The sequence below is a fragment of the Vibrio sp. SCSIO 43086 genome, assembly GCF_051132235.1.
Classification (GTDB): domain Bacteria; phylum Pseudomonadota; class Gammaproteobacteria; order Enterobacterales; family Vibrionaceae; genus Vibrio; species Vibrio diabolicus.
Map to the genome: position 1 here is coordinate 1360092 of NZ_CP072677.1, position 19138 is coordinate 1379229.

Annotated in this window: 16 protein-coding genes; 13 read left to right on the top strand and 3 right to left on the bottom strand. The window is 43.2% G+C overall.

Annotated features, from left to right (window positions below):
* Nucleotides 1-82: 82 nt before the first annotated feature.
* Nucleotides 83-790, bottom strand: coding sequence for a histidine utilization repressor (gene hutC / locus J8Z23_RS06255; RefSeq protein ID WP_182036743.1), 708 nt, complete (start codon nt 788-790; stop codon nt 83-85).
* A 247-nt stretch (nt 791-1037) separates the two neighbouring features.
* Here hutC and J8Z23_RS06260 point away from each other — a divergent pair, with 247 nt between their 5' ends.
* Nucleotides 1038-1781 (top strand): sporulation protein, encoded by a 744-nt coding sequence (locus tag J8Z23_RS06260; RefSeq protein WP_301659903.1) that lies wholly within the window; start codon nt 1038-1040, stop codon nt 1779-1781.
* Nucleotides 1782-1787: 6 nt separating this feature from the next.
* On the opposite strand, the gene J8Z23_RS06265 is transcribed toward J8Z23_RS06260, so the two are convergent.
* Complete coding sequence (locus tag J8Z23_RS06265; RefSeq protein WP_301659904.1) at nt 1788-2765, bottom strand: DUF3187 family protein; 978 nt, start codon at nt 2763-2765, stop codon at nt 1788-1790.
* Between the two features lie 423 nt (nt 2766-3188).
* Between J8Z23_RS06265 and thrS the strand changes: the two genes are divergently transcribed.
* The 12 genes from thrS (at nt 3189) to pheT (ending at nt 17552) form a co-directional block, all read left to right on the top strand.
* On the top strand, nt 3189-5117 hold the full coding sequence (thrS, locus tag J8Z23_RS06270; protein ID WP_005395892.1) for a threonine--tRNA ligase: 1929 nt from the start codon (nt 3189-3191) through the stop codon (nt 5115-5117).
* Nucleotides 5118-5192: 75 nt separating this feature from the next.
* A complete protein-coding gene (gene infC / locus J8Z23_RS06275) occupies nt 5193-5672 on the top strand; it encodes a translation initiation factor IF-3 (protein WP_425275426.1) in 480 nt (159 codons plus the stop codon).
* A gap of 121 nt (nt 5673-5793) precedes the next feature.
* On the top strand, nt 5794-5988 hold the full coding sequence (gene rpmI / locus J8Z23_RS06280) for a 50S ribosomal protein L35 (protein ID WP_005377932.1): 195 nt from the start codon (nt 5794-5796) through the stop codon (nt 5986-5988).
* Between the two features lie 40 nt (nt 5989-6028).
* Nucleotides 6029-6382: a 50S ribosomal protein L20 gene (gene rplT, locus J8Z23_RS06285; protein ID WP_004727974.1), complete on the top strand. Its 354-nt coding sequence runs from the start codon at nt 6029-6031 to the stop codon at nt 6380-6382.
* Between the two features lie 190 nt (nt 6383-6572).
* Nucleotides 6573-6890 carry a heavy metal-binding domain-containing protein gene (locus J8Z23_RS06290; protein ID WP_005377919.1) on the top strand — a complete coding sequence of 106 codons (318 nt, stop codon included), beginning with the start codon at nt 6573-6575 and terminating at the stop codon, nt 6888-6890.
* Between the two features lie 354 nt (nt 6891-7244).
* Nucleotides 7245-8054, top strand: coding sequence for a helix-turn-helix domain-containing protein (locus J8Z23_RS06295; protein WP_046874836.1), 810 nt, complete (start codon nt 7245-7247; stop codon nt 8052-8054).
* A 488-nt stretch (nt 8055-8542) separates the two neighbouring features.
* Nucleotides 8543-9331 carry a TetR/AcrR family transcriptional regulator gene (locus J8Z23_RS06300; protein ID WP_005395898.1) on the top strand — a complete coding sequence of 263 codons (789 nt, stop codon included), beginning with the start codon at nt 8543-8545 and terminating at the stop codon, nt 9329-9331.
* A 247-nt stretch (nt 9332-9578) separates the two neighbouring features.
* A complete protein-coding gene (locus J8Z23_RS06305) occupies nt 9579-11957 on the top strand; it encodes an efflux RND transporter permease subunit (protein WP_301659905.1) in 2379 nt (792 codons plus the stop codon).
* 18 nt (nt 11958-11975) lie between these two features.
* A complete protein-coding gene (locus tag J8Z23_RS06310; RefSeq protein ID WP_005395903.1) occupies nt 11976-12767 on the top strand; it encodes an outer membrane lipoprotein-sorting protein in 792 nt (263 codons plus the stop codon).
* A gap of 10 nt (nt 12768-12777) precedes the next feature.
* Complete coding sequence (locus tag J8Z23_RS06315) at nt 12778-13953, top strand: hypothetical protein (RefSeq protein WP_301659906.1); 1176 nt, start codon at nt 12778-12780, stop codon at nt 13951-13953.
* 191 nt (nt 13954-14144) lie between these two features.
* Nucleotides 14145-15128, top strand: a complete 984-nt coding sequence (gene pheS, locus J8Z23_RS06320; protein ID WP_005385470.1) for a phenylalanine--tRNA ligase subunit alpha — start codon at nt 14145-14147, stop codon at nt 15126-15128.
* Nucleotides 15129-15146: 18 nt separating this feature from the next.
* Complete coding sequence (pheT, locus tag J8Z23_RS06325) at nt 15147-17552, top strand: phenylalanine--tRNA ligase subunit beta (protein ID WP_301659907.1); 2406 nt, start codon at nt 15147-15149, stop codon at nt 17550-17552.
* A 217-nt stretch (nt 17553-17769) separates the two neighbouring features.
* On the opposite strand, the gene J8Z23_RS06330 is transcribed toward pheT, so the two are convergent.
* Nucleotides 17770-18651, bottom strand: coding sequence for an AEC family transporter (locus tag J8Z23_RS06330; protein ID WP_074191174.1), 882 nt, complete (start codon nt 18649-18651; stop codon nt 17770-17772).
* Between the last annotated feature and the right edge of the window lie 487 nt (nt 18652-19138).

Here is a 19138-nt window from a genome sequence, read left to right on the forward strand (position 1 = left end):
AATAGAGCAAAATAAGAACACTGACAAGATTGATGTTGCTAAAATGTGATCAAAACGTAGATCTAGAGGACCGATCTTGTCATTAAATGAGCACTTTTGAGCTCAGCTTATATTTGTTACCAGGGTGATAAAGTAGGGCGGTACTGACTAACTTATCTTGGCTCCACGTTCTGCGATTCAAGAGAAGGCAAGGCTCATTGGCTTGCATTTTTAAGTCTTGCTTAATACGGCCGTCAGGCACAATTGCCTCTACAGTATGTTCAATAGCGTTGAGTGGGCAATTATCTGACAGGTATTGATTCGGAGTGATTTGTGTGAAGTCTTGATTTAAATAACTCGGGGCATATTGGCTGTTCACCCAGCGGAGTTCTAATTGAATAGGCGTTTGGTCTTCATAGTGAATGATTTCACTGTAAAACACCGTTGTGCCAAGCATGACGCCGAGTTTTGTCGCAATGCTGTCATCTGCTTTTATGGCAACTTGTTTGAGCACTTTACTGCTATATTGTCGCCCTCGGTCACTGACTTCTTCGGCAATGTTTCGAATGTCTAACAGAGGAGATTCTGACTTTTCACCAGGATCACACACAAACGTACCTAAGCGTGGGCGACGTTGTAATCGGCCCTCATTAACTAAGTCCCGAATTGCTTTGTTCACTGTCATTCTACTGACACCAAATTGCTCGGTAAGCTCAATCTCTGTGGCGATACGATGACCGACTATCCACTCTCCAGAATCAATTTTATCGAGGATAAATTGTTTGATTTGAATGTAGAGTGGTGCAGACATAATGATTCCCTTTTATTTGACTATACAAATACTGCTTAATTTAGGTACAAATTGCAAACATTTCTCGACGAATGCACCACTTAGTGACAGAACAATCCTATTGTGGGGCTGAATGATTCTTGCTGCTGAGCATTATTTGGATTGATGATGGAATTCGAACATTTTCTTGTGGTCTATTGCTTGCAGAGTATAAAACAATTGTGTAAACAAACGATTATTAGAAGAAAAGTCGCTAAAAAGGAAAAACATGTTTAAAAAATTGAAAGCATCACTGGGGATTGGTTCTGCAAAAGTAGATACGATTTTAGACGAAATGAGCGTGTTTCAAGGAGCGACGCTGAAAGGGCATGTTCATATCAAAGGCGGAGACGTCGAACAACAAATTGATGCTATTACGATTAAATTGAACACAGAGATGAAAGTCGAAGTGGATGATAGCGTAAGTTACCAAACGTTCACTATTGATCAGCTTAAGGCGGTAGACCCCTTTGTGATTCAACCTAATGAAGAGAAGCCGGTTCCGTTTGAGCTAAAACTGCATGATGAAACGCCAATTACTGCGGTTAGCGCACTTAAGAATCAATGCCATGTTTGGGTTGAAACGACGTTAGATATTGATTTTGCGATTGACCCGCGTGACCGTGACTATATTGAAGTGAAACCACTACCAGTAGCATCTCGGGTTATTCAAGCGATCGAGCAAGCTGGTTTCACTATGGTTAAAGCCGATGTTGAAAAAGGCTTTTTGCGCGGTGGCTCGTTTGCTTCTCGCTCTGGAATTTATCAAGAGCTAGAGTTCCGAAATAACGGCTTTATCTCATCAAAAGAAATTGAGCTTTCTTTTATTCTGGAAGGGCAGGTCATGCATTGTTTGGCGGAGATTGACCGTTCGCTCGGCTTGGCTGGTGACCAATATCGCTCGTTTACGTTACCGATCAATGCAACTGATGCTCAAGTCGCTGCCGCGGTTGCACCAACGCTAAATCTATAGTTCTCATCAACTTGATGAGAATATGTACCGATATCCTATTGTGAAAGCGATATCGGTACTGTTATCCATGTTTCGTGCGTTCTCAACGGCTAAAAACTCAAGCGCGGAGTTTTCCATGAGATATCGATAGCCTAATACCAGTTCATTAGAGGCATCAGCAAACTCTGCGGGTCCTTCTGTTGAGCCTTGATACCAATGGTATTCAAACATCAGGTGGTGGTTATCTTCCAATGCATAACGGTACCCAGCTGCAACGGCAATCGTATTATGCCGATAGGGTAGATCCAGCAAGGCGCGATCATCTGAGCGAAAAGTCATGCCAACCATCGAGTAAAATGCATGGGCGTCACTCAAATAACTGTAATTTATTTGGAAGCCTTGCTCGAAATTACTGCCTTGAAAAGTCCCGTGAGCAACATCATTAAAATATAAGCTGCCACCAATAGATAGGCCGTGATGTTCATTCTGAAACACTTGATATTGCAAATAAGTAGATAAGTTGTTGGCAAGCGTTTGTCCCTCGAAGTCGTCTTCTAGCACATCATATTGCGGCATTGAAATGTGAAAACGATCTCTGTCTACTTTGTCTCGGCCATTCTGTCCGATACCGAAAAGGTTATGGAAGCTTTTCGTCAGTCCATCTAAATGGTTATCAGCGGCAAAAACCCACCGATAATTGAGTTCCCATTGCCAACTGCTATTGATTTGCCACTTGCTGCCAATTTCGATTTGGTTGTGGTAATAATCCAGTGCGTATTCATCAGTATGAGCCCAAACACTGGCCACGGTTCCTGAGCCATAGATTTCGACAAAATCAGAGGGAAGGCTATGCCCTGAGCGCAGTATATTGGTATGGCTAACCACTTGCATCGGAGATTGTGCGTAAGAACGTAGCGGCCCATATAGGTCATTTGATGCCATGGCTGGTACACAGCATATCGAAGTGCTTAGAAGCACCATAAAGCGCGATTTGAAATAGATCATGATGAACACCTACATGCAAACTACTCAATAAAACAACTATATACCTAAATTGCACTTTGAGGTGGAACTAGGTGTGCTGGGTCCTGTGTTGGTTAATATGTATTAGGAACTATTATACCAGTTGTGTATTCAAGTTCTATTGGGAGGGGATAACTCCGTTTACAAATGATGTGAGCCCTTAAGAAGAATCATCAGATTGTTGCCACGAGTTGTTGCCACGAGGGTTGAGGTTAAGTTCTTATGATAAAACAAAATCGCGCTTTGCAATCTAAATGTGAGCTAGGTACAATCCCACTTTCGATAACGGTCCGGTATTCGTGTTACCGAGAGGCCTTTATTGACTCTCAACTATTTTCAACAAATAGCTTCTAATTTGAATAACATGTGTTGCTTGGTGTGCAACACCACTGTAAAGGACATAGCATGCCTATTATTACTCTTCCTGACGGCAGTCAGCGTCAATTTGACAACCCAGTTTCTACTATGGAAGTTGCGCAATCGATCGGTCCTGGTCTTGCAAAAGCAACGATCGCTGGTCGTGTAAACGGTAACCGCGTTGATGCGTGTGACCTAATTGAAGAAGACGCAAGCCTTGAAATCATCACCGTAAAAGATGAAGTAGACGGTCTAGAAATCGTTCGTCACTCTTGTGCTCACCTTCTTGGTCACGCTCTTAAGCAGCTTTACCCACAAGCTAAAATGGCGATTGGTCCAACCATCGACAACGGCTTCTACTACGATATCGACCTAGATGAGTCTCTAACGCAAGAAGATCTTGAAAAGATTGAAAAGCGTATGAAAGAGCTAGCGAAAACCAAGTACGAAGTTGTTAAGAAAAAAGTAAGCTGGCAGGAAGCGCGTGATACGTTTGAATCACGTGGCGAACCATACAAAGTGGAAATCCTAGACGAAAACGTATCTCGTGATGATCGTCCGGGTCTTTACCACCATGAAGAATACATCGACATGTGTCGTGGTCCTCACGTTCCTAACATGAGCTTCTGTCAACACTTCACCCTATTGAATGTGGCAGGTGCTTACTGGCGTGGTAACAGCGACAATAAAATGCTTCAACGTATCTACGGTACGGCTTTCCACGATAAGAAAGCACTGAAAGCGCATCTAACTCGCCTAGAAGAAGCGGCGAAGCGTGACCACCGTAAGATTGGTAAGCAACTAGACCTATTCCACATGCAGCAAGAAGCACCGGGTATGGTGTTCTGGCATCACAATGGTTGGTCTATTTTCCGTGATCTGGAAGTATTCATCCGCGCTAAGCTAGATGAGTACGGTTACCAAGAAGTAAAAGGTCCGCTAATGATGGACCGTGTTCTTTGGGAGCGCTCAGGTCACTGGGATAAATACGCTGATGCAATGTTCACAACTTCTTCTGAGAACCGTGAATACGCAATTAAGCCAATGAACTGTCCAGGTCACGTACAGATCTTCAACCAAGGTCTAAAATCGTACCGCGACCTACCGCTACGTATGGCTGAGTTCGGCTCATGTCACCGTAACGAACCATCTGGTGCACTACACGGCATTATGCGTGTACGTGGCTTTACTCAGGATGATGCTCACATTTTCTGTACTGAGAGCCAAATCCAAGAAGAAGTAACAAACTGCATCAAGATGGTGTACGATACGTACCAAACATTTGGTTTCGATAACATCGTAGTGAAACTGTCTACTCGTCCAGAGAAACGTGTAGGTTCAGATGAAATCTGGGATCAATCTGAAGAAGCATTGAAGCAGTCTCTTGAATCGATGGATATCCCATACGAAATTCAAGAAGGTGAGGGTGCGTTCTACGGTCCTAAGATTGAATTCACACTATACGATTGTCTAGACCGCGCTTGGCAGTGTGGTACTGTCCAGCTAGACTTCAACCTACCAGGTCGCCTAGGCGCTACTTATGTAGGTGAAAATAACGAACGTCTTGTACCGGTAATGATTCACCGTGCGATTCTAGGTTCACTAGAGCGCTTCATCGGTATCCTTATCGAAGAATATGCTGGTTTCTTCCCAACTTGGTTGGCGCCAGAACAAGCAGTTCTTATGAACATTACTGATAAACAGTCAGGTTATGTTCAAGAAATAGTACAAAAACTACAAAAAAGTGGAATTAGAGCTAAAGCGGACTTGAGAAATGAGAAGATTGGCTTTAAAATCCGCGAACATACTTTGAAGCGTGTACCGTATATGCTTGTTGTTGGTGACCAAGAAATGGAAGCTGGCGAAATTGCAGTACGTACTCGTAAAGGTAAAGATCTTGGTAAATTTAAAGTGGATGATTTTATTGCATACATCCAAGACGAGATCTCTAGCCGTAAGCTCAATCTGGAGGAATAAGCTATTAAAGGCGGAAGACGTGGCCAACAGCCGGTAAAACAAAACCCGCACCGTATCAACGGTGAAATTCGTGGTATTCGTGAAGTTCGACTAACAGGCGCTGACGGTGAATCAGTTGGTGTTGTATCGATTCAAGAAGCCATTGCAGCTGCTGAAGAAGCTGGTATGGATCTCGTTGAGATCAGTCCTAACGCCGAGCCACCTGTTTGTCGTGTGATGGACTATGGTAAGTTCCTCTTCGAGAAGAGCAAAACTGCTAAAGAGCAGAAGAAGAAGCAAAAGCAGGTCCAGATCAAGGAAGTAAAATTCCGTCCTGGAACTGATATTGGAGACTATCAGGTAAAACTACGCAACCTGACGCGTTTCCTTGAAGAAGGCAACAAAGTGAAGGTAACAATTCGCTTCCGTGGCCGAGAGATGGCACACCAAGACATCGGTGTTGACGTTCTAAATCGTCTTAAGGAAGATACTGCAGAACTTGCTGTGGTTGAATCTTTCCCTAAGAAGATTGAAGGTCGCCAGATGATCATGGTGCTAGCCCCTAAAAAGAAGTAATTAACGGCTCATCAAGTAATTAAAACCTAGCCGCTTTCCTTTCGATAAAGGCATAACGGCTGGGTTTTGTTCGCCCTAATTACGTTGTTTATTAAACCTACTCAATGCGGAGTTATTCATCATGCCTAAGATGAAAACCAACAAAGGTGCTGCTAAGCGTTTTAAGAAAACTGCTGGTGGTATTAAGTACAAGCACGCTACAAAACGTCACATCCTGACTAAGCGTACTACTAAGAACAAGCGTCAACTACGTCCGAATGCAATCCTTCCAAAATGTGAAGTGGCTGCAGTAATCCGTATGTTGCCATACGCTTAATTCTTTTTAGTTATCAATCGTTTAGTTTAGGAGAAGCATAATGCCTCGCGTAAAACGTGGTGTACAAGCTCGTGCACGTCATAAGAAAGTTCTAAAACAAGCTAAAGGTTACTACGGTGCGCGTTCACGTGTTTACCGCGTAGCTTTCCAAGCAGTTACTAAAGCTGGTCAATACGCTTACCGTGACCGTCGCGCTAAGAAACGTCAATTCCGTCAACTATGGATTGCACGTATCAATGCGGCATCTCGTCAAAATGGTCTATCTTACAGCCGTTTCATCAACGGTCTTAAGAAAGCATCTATCGAGATCGACCGTAAGATCCTTGCGGACATCGCAGTATTCGACAAAGCTGCATTTGCAGTTCTAGTTGAAAAAGCGAAAGCTGCTCTTTAATTAGCAGTTTAGGATTAAGAGAAGGAGAGCATTAGCTCTCCTTTTTTATTGCTAAAATATATACCCAAATATTTTTCAGTTTTGCCATTCAGAATCTTGTCTATCAGTCTTCCCGATTTGATTAGTGATCACTGCTCTGTTGGTAATAAAATGGCTTGGGTATATATTTTACGTTTATAAGGGACTAAAAATGATCTACACAACGACAGAAAGCATTCCGGGCAAGCAGATCTCTGAAATAAGAGGGGTTGTAACTGGTAATGTTGTTCAATCAAAACACATCGGTCGTGACCTCATGGCGGGTATCAAAAGCATTGTTGGCGGTGAAATTCGCGGTTACACGGAAATGATGACCGACGCGCGTGATATAGCTATACAACGCATGGTAGCAGACGCTGAATCTAAAGGTGCCGATGCAATTGTAGGGATTCGATTTACCACAAGCTCAATCGTAGATGGTTCTTCGGAAATTTTGGCATTTGGTACTGCAGTGAAACTGGCGGACTAATATACGAGGAAAAGCGTTGCTAGGGATGGTGAATTTTTATTCATTTGTCGTTTTTTCTTTTTAGGTTAATTATTCTAGATTTTCGCAGAGCGAATAGGCTTATATTCTTAACTTTACGTTACTATTAAAATTAATCCTAATAATTTAGAGTAATTGCTTCACTTTTGTTTTGTGTATCATTTTATATTCATAATGAAATTGAATTCATATTGAATTTTCCATTTATCGTGTGAATTTTGATTTCGATATATTAATTCATGTTTTTCTTATAAAAATATGAACTTATACCTTGCCAAGCGGTTCTAAATTGTTACAAATACTATACAGCTGTAACATTGCCAAAAGGAATTGTAGATGAGAGATCTGACTCCCGAATACTTGCTAGCCGCATTACGCCAAGCGATTAAAACAAAAGGGCTAACATATCGAGAGCTATCTGAGAAAATGGGCATGCCGCTGTCCACTTTTAAGAGACACTTAACAAGCACAAATCTCGCTTTGGATAAACTGCTTGAATATTGTAGAGCTGTTGATTGCACGTTAGATGAACTACAAAAGCTTGCGAATCAATTACAAGGCGAAGACGAGGATTACTTTAGCCGTACGCAAGATGAAGTCTTTTTTCAATTTCCCCATCTTTACGATTTTTATCGTGAATTGAGAATGCTGCGAGGCAAAGATGGATATTCCATTTTAAAGAAAAAGTATGATTTGTCTGAGCAGAGCATGTCTGATTACCTAAAAGCTTTGGAGTTATTGGATCTTGTTTACGTTGATGAAGATAAAAATATAACGTTGCACGGGCCGTTATATTACAGCTATGCAGAAAACTCCAAGCTCAATGATAAATATACGGAAATCATAAAAGAACAGACAACAACCCACGATAAATGCGTTCGTGTGGCTTTGGCACGCATGAAAATTACCGAAGAGCAGCTTTTGCAATTGGAAGATCAAGTCGCAAAAACGGTTATCGATTTTCATTCCCAAAATGTTGTGGCAGAGAACTTCAACGTCTCTGATTTTACTAATATTGTTCTACTTGCAGGGCCACATCAACCAGTCACATTCTCTGATGGAATTATCGAGACAGAAGGGCGATTTATTGACGATATTCGTTATGCCATTGCATCTGCAGGTGATAAACCAAGCCTCTCGATTTAGAAATTCAGTCTTTTACTTAAAGAGAATCGCTTTCTCACCATGTTATTGAGTTTTTCAGCTCTAATATTGAAAGGAAGCAGTAAAAGAAAAGCCCAAGACAGAACACACTTTGTAAATAGAGCATCTATCAGTTGCTGTTTTGAATCCAAACTTTAAGTGTTTTGGGCTTTTTTGAATAACATCATTTCAATATCACTCGTTGTCCAATTTTTAAAGTTCTGATTTTTGGGGTTGTGTCCCCGCACTCCACTCTAGATTTTCCTTACAATCAAATCATTCTCGCTGAACCAAGCATCTTGATGTTACTTGGTTATATATAAGTAATGCTTATTTTTCGGTTAGCTATAAATTCATACTTGCAATGTTTGTTTTTTGATCTATTATGACGAAGTGTCATTTATGACGGTTCGTCAAATTTAGTGGCGTTCCTGTATTCAAGAATCGTGTTACAATTATTGGGAGTGTGTTGGTATACGGATCAAAGGATTATGTTTAACTTTCGCTGTAAAAAAGATAGCAAGCAAGACGGATGTCGTACGTCTTCAGGGCTAACTAAAAAACAACAGGCGATTGCTGATCGTGAAATAGAGCTTATTCAATTGGCTAAGTCTCTGGTTCAAGAGCAAGGCTTTGCCAACTTAACGATGGACAAGCTCACCGCGGCAAGCCCTTACTCGAAGGGAACGATCTACAATCATTTTTGCAGCAAAGAAGATGTGATTCTTGCGCTTTGTATTCACTCGCTGAGAAGCGAGGCAATATTTTTCGAACGTACCGCTAAGTTCAATGGCAATACCAGAGAAAAAATCATTGCTATGCATGTAGGTTATCGTATTTACGCTCGTATGGAGCCTGTACTATCAACCTGTGCGATTGTTGCAAAGACGCCTTGGGTCCTAGAGAAAGCTTCGCCTAAGCGTGTGAATGAATTGAACAACTTAGAAGAACAAGTAATAGATGGTGCTGATGCGTTGGTGAATAATGCGGTGGAATGTGGAGACCTTAAGTTCTCTCCCGCAATTGGTTCTGATGCCATCGTATTTGCTAACTGGTCTATTGCCTTCGGTTCAAACGCTCTAGCGCAAAATGCATCGAACAGTCGATGTATTCAGCGAATTCAAGATCCATTCTCAGTACTGCATAACGCGAATATGTTACTTGATGGTTTAGGGTGGTCACCTTTATCGACAGAGTGGGATTACCGTAAAACGTGGCGTCGAGTGGAACAGGAATTGTTCAGCGAAGAGCTTGCTTATTTAGAGTCTGTGAATCGCTAATCGTTATAGAGGCCATCTAATATTTTAGTTGGCTTTTTTATTACACCATTGTGACGAATCGTCAAAAAATTAGAAATTGGTACTCAAGTTACCGATCTCGAGAAGTATAGGAAGTTACTCAAAAACTAACTTATATAACCAAATAAATTCGATCTGATTTTTATATGTTGAAGTTATCTGGTTATCAAAGCATTCGCTGTTTTTTTTAGTTTTTAAATTTGACGAAACGTCACAAAAGGAGAGTGTGATGCCACATCACAACGTTCAACAACAAGCCCGAATGAGCTGGGTCAAGCTACCAACGAATTACAGTGTGTTGGTTGTGCTTGCTACCGTTTTATTGATTGTTATAGCAACTATTGGAGGAAAAAATCTTTACTTTAGAGGGGATTACGACATCTTTTTTGATGGAACAAATGAGCAGTTACTTGCGTTTGATGAAATTCAGACTACCTTTGCAAAATCTGACAGTCTTGCTTTGGTCATAGCGCCAAAAAGTGGCACTGTTTTTACTCCTAACACCTTATCTCTTATTCAGCAGATCACTGACGAGGCGTGGCAAGTCCCATACTCCACCCGTGTTGATTCCCTTGCCAACTACCAGCATACCGAAGCGTTTGAAGATGATCTTCTTGTCGAAGATTTACTGTATAGCGAATATGAATTGACGCCTCAGCGAATCGAGAAAGTCAAAAGTATTGCGTTGAGTGAGCCGGTTTTGAAAAGTTCACTGATTTCCGAAAAAGGGGATGTCACGGTCGTGAATATTACGGTCCAACTCCCTGAGGTCGATAAAACCGCTGAAGTACAAGAAGTGGTTGCCTACATAAACGGAATGATTGAGCGTTATCAGCAAGTGTACCCGGATACTGAGTTCCACAAAGCCGGTATTATTGCAATGAACTACGCGTTTATGACCGCAGCTCAAGATGACAGCGCGACGCTAGTGCCGACCATGCTACTAGTGATATTGGTTTTCCTGACTCTCATGTTGCGCTCATTGCTTAGCGTTATCGCGACACTCATCGTTATTATCGGCTCAGTTATGGTGACAATGGGCTTATCAGGATGGGCTGGTATGTTCTTAAGCACGGCGACAGTTAATGTGCCTACCTTGGTGATGACGCTTGCCGTCGCCGACTGTGTACACATCATAGCGACGATGCGTCAGTCAATGCAAAACGGCTTTAGTAAAGCCCATTCTATTGAACGAAGTATTGCGCTCAATTTCATGCCCATCCTGATTACCTCCATTACCACCGCGATCGGCTTTTTAATGATGAATATGTCGGATTCGCCAATCCTGAGAGATTTCGGCAACCTATCAGCCCTTGGCGTCATGATTGCTTGTTTCCTTTCCATCACATTACTTCCGGCGTTACTTCATATCCTTCCTGTTAGGGTGAAGTCAGACACTGCTGATGAAAGAAAGCACTTTATGGATCACTTAGGGGATTTCGTGGTGTCAAAGCGACATGCGTTATTGCCGTTGTCGGTGCTTGTTATTGTCGCGAGTGCGAGTTTGATTCCGATGAACAAAGTCAACGATGAATCCGTCGAATATTTTGGTCATAGCAATGAATTTCGTCGAGCGGCTGATTTTATGGAAGAGCGGATCAGTGGCATGGCGAACATCAGTATCGCGATAAAAACTAACGAATCGCAGGGTATTGCGGATCCTAATTTTCTCAATACCGTGGGTAAATTTACTGACTGGCTAAGGTTGCAGCCAGAAACGGACCATGTTGCGACCTTGAGCGATGTTTATAAGCGCCTAAACAAGAACATGCATGGAGATGATCAGACTTATTACTCGCTTCCTCAAGACAGAGAATTAGCGGCTCAATATCTGCTGCTTTATGAAATGTCACTACCGTATGGTTTAGATTTGAACAACCAAATCAATGTTGATAAGTCGTCAATCAAGATGGTTCTCACCGTGGAGAACTTGGGCAGCGTCGAGCTTGTTGATTTGGAAAATCGTATTTACCAATGGTTTAACGAAAACGCGCCTCAGTATGATGTTGTTGCTTCTAGTCCATCACTGATGTTTGCGCATATTGGCGAAACGAATATGGCTAGCATGCTGTCAACCTTGCCTATCACTCTGGTCTTAATTTCGGCATTACTGATCTTTGCCTTACGCTCGTTCAAGCTCGGTTTAATCAGCCTGGTCCCGAATATCGCCCCTGCGCTTATTGGTTTTGGTATTTGGGCGTTGGTTTCTGGTGAAATTAATTTGGGGTTGTCTGTTGTTGTGACGTTGACGCTTGGCGTTGTGGTTGATGATGCCGTTCATTTTCTCTCTAAATACCAACACGCTCGTAAAGATGGCCATAGCGCGGAACAAGCGGTTCGTTACGCTTTTCACACCGTGGGGCGCGCGCTTTGGATTACGACTGTCGTGCTTGTTGCTGGTTTCTCCGTTCTGGCGATGTCGAGCTTCCGCTTAAATGCCGATATGGGACAGTTGAGTGCCATTGTTATCTTCATTGCTCTTGTTGTGGATTTCATCTTTCTACCGACTCTACTGATGTTGTTTGACAAAGGCGTCTACGACGAGGTGGACCGCCGAAACAAGCTTAAATCAACTGACTCTCAAACCACGGCTGTTACTCAGTCATAACGAATCAAAGGATTGAACATGAATTTACTAAAAAATGCCTTAAAAGTATCTGCACTTTCTGTCTCGCTTTTTATGAGTCATGCGGTGTTAGCGGATGAAGCGAAAGGATTAGAAATTGCTCAAGAGCGCAAAGCTCGTGATGAAGGGTGGGGGGATTCTGTTGCTACTATGAAAATGATTCTGCGGAACGCACAAGGAGAAAGCAGCACACGTTTAATGCGCCTTCAATCACTCGAAGTTGAGGACGATGGTGACAAAGGACTCACAATATTTGATGAACCAAGAGATGTGAAAGGCACCGCGTTTCTCAACCACTCTCATACAGTGGGTGCCGATGACCAGTGGCTTTACCTTCCAGCATTGAAGCGTGTGAAACGTATTTCCTCGCGTAACAAATCAGGCCCTTTTATGGGTAGTGAATTTGCGTATGAGGATCTCAGTTCTTTTGAGATCGAAAAATATCGTTTCAATTACTTAAAAGATGACACCATAAATGGGCAAGATGTTTTCGTCATAGAGCAAATCCCTACAGACAAAAATTCAGGTTATACCAAGCAAACGGTGTGGTTAGATAAAGCGCATTATCGCCCACTGAAAGTTGAGTTTTACGATCGCAAAGGGTCGTTGTTAAAAACGCTTTCTTTCTCAGATTACAAGCAGTACCTCAACCAATATTGGCGAGCGCACACCATGGCGATGACAAATCATCAAACAGGAAAAAGCACTGAGCTAACAACAAGTGAAATGCGCTTTAACACTGGGCTAGAAGACAATGATTTTCATAAGAATGTGTTAAAGCGAGTGAGGTAATGGGGGAGAAATGAAGCAATCAAATGTTGGGTTGTTGCTTAGCGCAGCAACCTCTCTTTACTCGATGCCTCTTGCCGCCATTGAGCTTGCAGGACAAGTCAATATTGAGCATCGTCAGTTTTTTGATTCTGGCTCTCAGGGTCAGAGCAAAGCGCAAACGTCATTGGTTTTGCAGCCAGAATTTTACTGGGAGATGCAAAATGGTGATGCGAGCTTTACCCTCACACCTTTCTATCGTTTGGATAGTCTAGACGATGAGCGAAGTCATGGAGACATAAGAGAGGCGCTTTATCTGACTTATTGGGATGATTATGAGCTTCGAGTTGGGATTAGTAAGGTCTTTTGGGGAGTGACGGAATCCGCCCATTTGGTTGATGTAGTAAACCAGACAGACGCCATTGAAGCCGTCGATGGTGAAGATAAGCTCGGTCAGCCGATGTTGCATTTTTCCTCATTCAAAGATTGGGGCACCGTCCATGCAATGTTATTACCTTACTTTAGGGAACGAACGTTTGCGGGTACTGACGGGCGCTTGCGAACCGAACCTGTTGTCTCAGATGATGCTATCTATGAATCAAGCAGAGAAGAAAAGCAGGTGGATGTGGCTTTTCGATATTCGAAAATGCTTGGCTATTGGGACGTAGGCCTGAGCTATTTATATGGAACAAATCGGGATCCTTACTTTCGTTTTGAGTACGGGGAATTAAAGCCTTACTACGCTCTGATGAGTCATGTCGGTCTCGATGTACAAGGAATCGTTGGCGATTGGTTATGGAAACTGGAAAGTGTTTATCGAGATAGTGCTGATAATCATGTCGGTCTTGTGACGGGTTTTGAGTATACCTTCGTCGGTGCATTTGACACGGTTTGGGATGTGGGGGTTATTGGTGAGTACCTCTATGACAGTCGTGGGAATAACGCACAAACTATCGGTCAAAATGATGTGTTTGCAGGCATTCGTTGGGCGCTCAACGACGAGGACGGAACGGAATTATTGACGGGAATCACAAAGGATTTAGATAACGCCGATGTTTACAATGCCAAGTTAGAAGCCTCGAGCCGAATATCGAATAACTTTAAGTGGCAAATTGATGCTTGGTTGTTCAAAAATGAAACGCCAAACGATTTGCTCTATTTCGCCCGAGATGACGATTTTATCGAGCTATCTATTCAATACTATTTCTAAAACAAAAGGGCACAACTTAACGTCAGATTAATGAAAGATGACATTTTTGACGTTTTTGTGCTCTTTTTATTCAATAACCTCTTCTTTTCGTAATTCAATTTGGCATTGGTGCCCGGTTTGGCTACTATGTACAGCTATCAAAAAACCAATCACTCCCTTATGGACACTACCAACAGGTAGATGAGGAAACGATGCAACATCTAGAAGAGATCATTGCTAGCGCGAGCACTGCAATTGAAGCTGCCGAATCGCTAGTCGCACTTGATGAAGTGCGTGTTCAGTATCTGGGTAAAAAAGGTGAGCTAACTGCTCAACTTCAAAGCCTAGGCAAACTACCACCAGAAGAACGCCGTGAAGCTGGTCAAGAGATCAACAAAGCGAAAGGCGTCGTTCAGCAAGCTATCGCAGCTCGTAAAGACGCACTACAACGTGCAGAGCTTGAAGCGAAACTAGCAGCAGAAACAATCGACGTAACACTACCAGGTCGTCGTATTGAAAACGGTGGTTTACACCCAGTAACTCGTACTGTAGAGCGTATTGAGAAGTTCTTTGGCGAACTTGGTTTTAACACCGAAGCTGGCCCAGAGATCGAAGATGCATTCCACAACTTTGATGCGCTAAATATTGCCGCTGATCACCCAGCGCGTACTGACCACGATACTTTCTTCTTCAATCCAGATTTGATGCTTCGTACTCATACGTCAGGCGTACAGATCCGTACGATGGAAAATGGTAAACCACCATTCCGTTTCATCGCACCGGGCCGTGTATACCGTAACGACTACGACCAAACTCATACCCCAATGTTCCACCAAGTGGAAGGTATGCTGGTTGATGAGAACGTAAACTTTGCACAGTTGAAAGGTATCCTGCACGATTTCCTATGTAACTTCTTCGAAGAAGAAGTAGAAGTACGTTTCCGTCCATCTTACTTCCCATTCACTGAACCTTCAGCTGAAGTAGACGTGAAAGGCAAAAACGGTAAATGGTTAGAAGTACTAGGCTGCGGTATGGTTCACCCGAACGTACTACGTAGCGTAGGCATCGATCCTGAAAAATACTCTGGTTTCGCATTCGGTATGGGTGTTGAGCGTCTAACGATGCTTCGTTATGGCGTGAACGATCTACGTGCGTTCTTCGAAAACGATCTTCGTTTCCTAAAACAGTTCAAGTAATCCAGAGGGTTCATCAACATGAAATTCAGCGAATCATGGCTTCGTGAGTGGGTAAACCCAGCGGTTACTACTGACGAACTCACTCATCAAATTACAATGGCCGGCCTAGAGGTAGACGACGTTCTTCCTGTAGCGGGTTCTTTCACTGGCGTTAAAGTGGGTCACGTTGTTGAATGTGGTCAACACCCAGACGCAGACAAACTTCGCGTTACTAAAGTTGACGTGGGTGAAGAAGAGCTTCTAGACATCGTTTGTGGCGCACCTAACTGTCGCCAAGGTCTGAAAGTAGCGGTAGCAACAGTTGGTGCTGTTCTTCCAGGCGATTTCAAAATCAAAAAAGCGAAACTACGTGGCCAGCCATCTCACGGCATGCTTTGTTCGTTCACTGAACTAGGCATTGATGTTGAGTCAGACGGCATCATGGAACTAGCAGAAGACGCAGTAATCGGTACTGATTTCCGTGAATTCCTAGGTCTAGATGACGTAACGGTAGACGTAGATCTAACAGCAAACCGCGCTGACTGTTTCAGCATTCGTGGTCTAGCTCGTGAAGTTGGCGTACTAAACCGTGCTGACGTGACTGAGCCATCAGTAGAAGCAGTTGCCCCTTCAATCGACGATAAAGTGTCTATTGAAGTGAAAGCTGCTGCTGCGTGTCCTCGTTACCTAGGTCGTGTTGTTAAGAACGTAAACGTTCAAGCTGAAACGCCACTATGGATGCAAGAGAAACTGCGTCGTTGTGGTATTCGCTCTATCGACCCTGTTGTAGACATCACTAACTATGTTCTTCTAGAGCAAGGTCAACCAATGCACGCATTCGATCTAGCGAAGATCGAAGGTGGCATCGTAGTTCGTATGGCTGAGCAAGGTGAGAAGCTAACACTTCTTGACGGCAGCGAAGCAGAACTAAATGCAGATACATTAGTTGTAGCTGACCACAACAAAGCACTTGCAATCGCAGGTATCTTTGGTGGTGAAGAGTCTGGTGTAACAACTGAGACTAAAGACGTTCTACTAGAGTGTGCATTCTTTGCACCTGACCATATCCGCGGTCGCGCTCGTAGCTATGGTCTTCACACTGATTCTTCAATGCGTTTCGAGCGTGGTGTGGATTACGCACTACAAGTGAGCGCAATGGAGCGTGCAACTCAGCTTCTTGTTGAAATCTGTGGCGGTGAAGTAGCACCTGTTGTTGCAGTAGAGTCTGAAGCAGACCTACCTAAGCCAAACAAAGTTGCTCTACGTCGTACGAAGCTAGACAACCTACTAGGTCACCACATCGCTGATGCTGACGTAGTAGAAATCCTAGAGCGCCTAGGTTTGACTGTTGAAGCTTCAGAAGAAGGTTGGATGGCAGTAGCGCCAACATGGCGTTTCGATATCGCTATCGAACAAGACTTGATTGAAGAAGTTGGCCGTATCTACGGTTACGACAACATTCCTAACCAACACCCAGCAGCAGCACTTAAGATGCACAACCACGTTGAAGCGGATCTTCCACTGAAACGCGTTCGTGATCTTCTTGTTGACCGTGGTTACCACGAAGCAATCACATACAGCTTCGTTGAGCCTGAGCAACAAAAGCTAGTTGTACCTGGTGTTGAGCCTCTAGTGCTTCCAAACCCAATTTCTGCAGACATGTCAGCAATGCGTCTTGGTCTTATCCAAGGTCTGCTGAACACGGTTGTTCACAACCAGAAACGTCAACAGCCACGCGTTCGTCTATTCGAATACGGCCTACGTTTCATTCCATGTGAATCTGCAGAAAACGGCATGCGCCAAGAGCCTATGCTTGCAGGTGTTATTGCTGGTACTCGTGGTGAAGAGCACTGGGATATCGAAACTAACACCGTTGATTTCTTCGACCTTAAGGGCGATCTAGAAGCGATTCTAGAGCTATCTGCGAACGAAAAAGCGTACTCTTTCGCTGCACTGTCACCTGAAAGCAAAAAAGCTAACCCAGCACTTCACCCAGGTCAATCTGCGGCAATCATCGTAGATGGCAAAGAAGTGGGCGTGATCGGTACCGTTCACCCTGAGCTTGAGCGTAAGTTCGGTCTAAACGGTCGTACTATCGTATTCGAAATCGAATGGTCTGCAATCAACAGTAAAGTGATCCCAGAAGCGGTTCAGCTTTCTAAATTCCCATCAAACCGTCGTGATATCGCTGTAGTTGTGGACGAAGCGGTAGCATCTGGTGACATCGTTAATGCTTGTTTTGAGCAAGGTGGCGAGTTCCTTAAAGATGCGAAGCTGTTCGACGTTTACGTAGGTAAAGGCGTTGAAGAAGGTAAGAAGAGCCTAGCAATCGCTCTGACTCTACAGTCAGTTGAGCGTACGCTTGAAGATGCAGATATAGCTGGTGCGGTTGACGCTATCGTTGCTCACGTTTCTGAGAAGTTTGGTGCGTCTCTACGTGACTAAGCGTTAGACGAACTATCTCTCTTAAGAAACTAAAAACCCTGTCAAATCGGCAGGGTTTTTTTATGTTGAGCATTATCTTATTGTGATTCACGTACTAGGCCGTTTACGTCACCTCCCACAACCTCAAAAATCTGGACCAAACTCGAGGTAACGCTTAATCGAGACTTGGCATATATCGTTTTTCAGCCAACAGACGCTAACGCTAGCTTATTGGCGGCTAGGCGGCGAGTGAGAGGGTATAGCTAAGCAGAAGTGGGAGCGTAAGAATACTGAAAAAGTTGCCAAATAGTACCATTGACGCCACTTTCATGGGCTCTATATTCAGCCTTTCCGCAAATAGGTAATTCATGACGGCTGGTGGCAGCATTGTGAAGAGTACCATCATTTGCAATTGCATCGTTGGAAGGGGAATTAACCAATAAATAAGTGCAAATGCAACCGCCCCAGTTGCAAGCGACTGCACGGTACACAATACACCAACCTTTAAACCGTCCACTCTTAAATGACACATTTGCGCCCCCAGGGATAAAAGCATCACGGGTACTGCCGCTTGGCCAAGTAGAGCAGTCGCTTCGTATAAAGGTGCCCATACACCCACATTTGACACGTTGAGAAACAGAGCCAACGACGCAGCTAAAAAGATTGGCATCTTGACTATTTGCTTAAAAGGGTTGCCATTACTAAGTAGCATTACACCTAAACTAATGTGCAAGCATGCTGACACGACAAATAGCAGTACTGCTGAGGATAGCGCAATTTCTCCAAACGTATAGGTAAACAAAGGAATAGCAAGGTTTCCGCTATTGCGAAACATATGTGGTGGTGCCCAGGTTTTAAACGACAGTGACGTCAATCGACATACTGGGATCATGAGTAGTGCGGGAACCAAAACCGCGACAATTGCTGCAAAAAGGAGTGGTCCCTGATTCGAGTCTAACGGCATGTTAACGAGCGAAGAAAACACCAGCGCAGGTGTGAAAACCTCAATGTTAATGCGGTTGATTGGACGAAAGTCAGGCTTGATGTAACGACCTACCAAATAGCCGACGCCGACAAGAGCAAAAACAGGGAAAAGAATATTTATGATTTGATTAATCATGGTCGCCTAGATGAAGTGTAAGGAGCTAATGTGGAGATACACGAAGAACCACATTATCAACCTTTATATATTGCGTCATCGCTGAACAGTGAGAAGCGTGGGTTTAATCAAGCTTTCTAAGCACAGTTGCAAAGCCAGGTGGTCATACCATTTAGTTCAATTGTTACGTATCGAGTTACATACAAATCACTGAATTTACGACAAGTTCTATGTCAAGTGTCTGTTAAATAACCAATCTCTGATATTTTTATTAAATAGTGATTAATGTTGATATTTAAACTACTTTTAGTTTTATCAGCTGGATGTTTTTCCTATTAAAGAGAAAACAAAAACAAAAATATCAAAATGTTGGCGTTTAACAATAATTTACATAGTGCTATTCCTTTTGTTCGCCAAGAAAAAAGTTGGCGAAAATCATAAGCTTGTCATACACTTCCTGATGTAACCCCGATATGTTGTTGAATTGGTAGGGTAAAACTGCTCTGGC

Excerpts from the sequence above, each read along its gene's own strand:
- hutC (WP_182036743.1), bottom strand. The coding sequence starts at position 790 with ATGTCTGCACCACTCTACATTCAAATCAAACAATTTATCCTCGATAAA.
- J8Z23_RS06260 (WP_301659903.1), top strand. The coding sequence starts at position 1,038 with ATGTTTAAAAAATTGAAAGCATCACTGGGGATTGGTTCTGCAAAAGTA.
- J8Z23_RS06265 (WP_301659904.1), bottom strand. The coding sequence starts at position 2,765 with ATGATCTATTTCAAATCGCGCTTTATGGTGCTTCTAAGCACTTCGATA.
- thrS (WP_005395892.1), top strand. The coding sequence starts at position 3,189 with ATGCCTATTATTACTCTTCCTGACGGCAGTCAGCGTCAATTTGACAAC.
- rpmI (WP_005377932.1), top strand. The coding sequence starts at position 5,794 with ATGCCTAAGATGAAAACCAACAAAGGTGCTGCTAAGCGTTTTAAGAAA.
- rplT (WP_004727974.1), top strand. The coding sequence starts at position 6,029 with ATGCCTCGCGTAAAACGTGGTGTACAAGCTCGTGCACGTCATAAGAAA.
- J8Z23_RS06290 (WP_005377919.1), top strand. The coding sequence starts at position 6,573 with ATGATCTACACAACGACAGAAAGCATTCCGGGCAAGCAGATCTCTGAA.
- J8Z23_RS06295 (WP_046874836.1), top strand. The coding sequence starts at position 7,245 with ATGAGAGATCTGACTCCCGAATACTTGCTAGCCGCATTACGCCAAGCG.
- J8Z23_RS06300 (WP_005395898.1), top strand. The coding sequence starts at position 8,543 with ATGTTTAACTTTCGCTGTAAAAAAGATAGCAAGCAAGACGGATGTCGT.
- J8Z23_RS06305 (WP_301659905.1), top strand. The coding sequence starts at position 9,579 with ATGCCACATCACAACGTTCAACAACAAGCCCGAATGAGCTGGGTCAAG.
- J8Z23_RS06310 (WP_005395903.1), top strand. The coding sequence starts at position 11,976 with ATGAATTTACTAAAAAATGCCTTAAAAGTATCTGCACTTTCTGTCTCG.
- J8Z23_RS06315 (WP_301659906.1), top strand. The coding sequence starts at position 12,778 with ATGAAGCAATCAAATGTTGGGTTGTTGCTTAGCGCAGCAACCTCTCTT.
- pheS (WP_005385470.1), top strand. The coding sequence starts at position 14,145 with ATGCAACATCTAGAAGAGATCATTGCTAGCGCGAGCACTGCAATTGAA.
- pheT (WP_301659907.1), top strand. The coding sequence starts at position 15,147 with ATGAAATTCAGCGAATCATGGCTTCGTGAGTGGGTAAACCCAGCGGTT.
- J8Z23_RS06330 (WP_074191174.1), bottom strand. The coding sequence starts at position 18,651 with ATGATTAATCAAATCATAAATATTCTTTTCCCTGTTTTTGCTCTTGTC.